General features: G+C 58.0%; 3 protein-coding genes. All 3 read left to right on the top strand.

The window, feature by feature from the left end; translation table 11 throughout:
- A partial coding sequence (locus tag Q0F21_RS07055) for a HAMP domain-containing sensor histidine kinase (protein WP_297238628.1) occupies positions 1-794 on the top strand: 794 nt, incomplete at its 5' end.
- Positions 795-803: 9 nt separating this feature from the next.
- On the top strand, positions 804-1,544 hold the full coding sequence (locus Q0F21_RS07050; RefSeq protein ID WP_297238627.1) for a response regulator transcription factor: 741 nt from the start codon (positions 804-806) through the stop codon (positions 1,542-1,544).
- A 9-nt stretch (positions 1,545-1,553) separates the two neighbouring features.
- Positions 1,554-2,054, top strand: a complete 501-nt coding sequence (smpB, locus tag Q0F21_RS07045; RefSeq protein ID WP_297238625.1) for an SsrA-binding protein SmpB — start codon at positions 1,554-1,556, stop codon at positions 2,052-2,054.
- Positions 2,055-2,611 lie beyond the last annotated feature (557 nt).

Raw genomic sequence — 2,611 nt, 5'->3', positions numbered from 1 at the left:
CCCTCCTGGTGCTCTCCACATTCATCTACACGATCATCACGCTCTTCCGGCAGAAGAAGATCGATGAGATGCGTATCGACTTTGTCAATAATATGACCCACGAGCTGAAGACCCCCGTCAGCACGATTCGCCTCGGCGTGGAGATGCTCTCGGATCCCGACATCGGGTCTCAGTCCGATCGGCGCGCGCGGATCCTCGAGTCGATCAATGCCGAGGCGTACCGCCTGACGTTGCTGATCGAGCAGGTGCTGCAGATGTCCTTCTTCGACAGCCACGACTCCCGTCTCAGGCTCCGCATGACTGAGCTGGATATGGAGGAGATCATCATCGATGCCACATCGACCTACTCGCTCAAGGTCGAGGAGGCAGGCGGCAGCCTGGACCTCGACCTGGAGGCGACCCATACGGAGGTGATGGGAGACAAGCTTCAGCTGACGAATATTGTCTTCAATCTCCTCGACAATGCGATGAAGTACCGCAAGCCTAATGTGCCGCCGCACATCACGGTACACACATCCAATAATGACCGCAACCTGATCATCCGCGTGGAGGACAATGGCTGCGGCATCAAGCGCGAGTATCTCAAGAAGATATTCGACCGATTCTTCCGTGTCCCCTCCGGCAACCGACATGACGTCAAGGGCTTCGGCCTCGGCCTCCCCTACGTCGCCCTGACGGTGCAGTCTCACGGCGGACACATCCATGCAGAGAGCGAGGTGGGAGTGGGGACCACCTTCATCATCTCCCTCCCGCTCCTGACTAGTAAGAGTAATAATACACGAACGAATAAGTAAGAAAAGATCATGGAAAACTCAGTAAAAGTATTCCTCTGTGAGGACGACGAGAGCTTAGGCCCGCTGCTGGCAGACTACCTGACAGAGAAGGGCTACGAGACCGACCTATTCAAGGACGGCGAGGCGGGGCTGAAGGGCTTCGAGGAGCATCCTCGCTTCTGGGACATCTGTGTCCTCGACGTGATGATGCCCAAGAAGGACGGCTTCGAGCTGGCGAAGGACATTCGCTCGCTCAATCCCGAGACCCCCATCATCTTCCTCACCGCCAAGACGCTGAGCGAGGATGTGCAGGAGGGCTTTAGCCTCGGTGCAGATGACTATCTGAAGAAGCCCTTCAATACCTCTGAGCTGACGATGCGCATCGATGCGGTGCTGCGTCGCGTGCAGGGGAAGAAGCCGGATGACGTCGCCTTCTACCGCATCGGAGACTATGTCTTCGACACTCAGCACCAGTCCCTCCAGTACAAGGATGAGGAGCCGGTGAGCCTGACCACCAAGGAGACGGAGCTGCTGGCGCTCTTCTGCGCCAACGCCAATACCACCGTGGATCGCTCCTTTGCCCTCAAGACGATCTGGGGTGAGGACACCTACTTCAACGCCCGCTCCATGGACGTCTACATCACGAAGCTGCGCAAGCACCTCGCCCAGGATCCCGGCATCGAGATCCAGAATAAGCACGGCAAGGGACACCGACTCATCACCCCGGGGGTCAACTCCGAGCCCGACGAGTCCAATACAAAGGTGATCTGATCCCTACCTATGGCTAAGGCATCCACATCCAAGAAGGGGCAGGGAAAGACCCCCTTCCGCAAGAGCGTCAATATCCGCAATAAGCGGGCGACGTACGACTACGAAGTGCTGGAGAGACTCACCGCGGGCATCGTCCTCACCGGTAATGAGATCAAGTCGATCCGCATGGGTCGCGCCTCTCTCGGTCAGAGCTTCTGCTATGTCGATCGCGGAGAGGTGTGGGTCAAGAATATGTACATCGGCACCTATGCCTTTGGCTCCTGGACCCAGGAGGGCTCACGGCGAGACCGGAAGCTACTGCTCAATAAGCGGGAGATCCGGCACCTCACCGAGGCGCAGCACGATCCGGGCTTCACGATCGTGCCGCTCCGGCTCTTCATCAACGGCAAGGGACTAGCGAAGCTGGAGATCGCCATCGCCAAGGGTAAGAAGGAGTACGACAAGCGAAATGCGATCCGAGACCGCGAGATGAAGCGGGAGCTGGATCGGGCGCGTCGCACCCCCTACTGATCCCCTGCGGCAGCTCCACCGGAGACGTACATCCCCCTCTGCCGGGCTCGCATGACCCTGACAGAAAACAGGGGCGCAATGCCCTGACTGTCAGCGGTGGGATATCCGTTGTTTCTAATACCGGTAATAGTTCCGACTATTACCGGTATTAGTTTTGCCTATTACCGACTATAGATTTCTCTCAGAGCCCTTGCGGGTCGTCGTCACTGTATAGCTCAAATACTCAGCCCCGAGCATGCGGCACAGTCTCTTGTGGGAGCGACTCCAGGCCCAGTGGGGTGGGACTACAGTCCCGATAGGGTGGAACTCCAGGGGTGACGCATCTGAGCGTTACAGAAGCCACTCCACTTACTGTGAAGAGTGGTAAAGAATGCACCCCGATAGGGGTGCTCGTCGTTTAGCCACGGGTCGAGGGGCGCAGCCCCGACGACCCGTGGATCAGGCATCGCAGGCGATCGCGACCCCGCCAGGGCGTCGCACTGATTGCTTGACTCTCTGACAAGTGCGACACCCTAGCGGGGTCGTATATATTTCTCGGGATCCTCTTTCCCGGGGTC

The sequence above is a fragment of the uncultured Porphyromonas sp. genome, assembly GCF_934359325.1.
GTDB lineage: Bacteria > Bacteroidota > Bacteroidia > Bacteroidales > Porphyromonadaceae > Porphyromonas_A.
This window is presented reverse-complemented; position numbering and strand designations above follow the sequence as displayed.

Bases quoted from the DNA above. Each gene is read 5' to 3' on its own strand.
- smpB (WP_297238625.1), top strand. From the start codon at position 1,554: ATGGCTAAGGCATCCACATCCAAGAAGGGGCAGGGAAAGACCCCCTTC.
- Q0F21_RS07050 (WP_297238627.1), top strand. From the start codon at position 804: ATGGAAAACTCAGTAAAAGTATTCCTCTGTGAGGACGACGAGAGCTTA.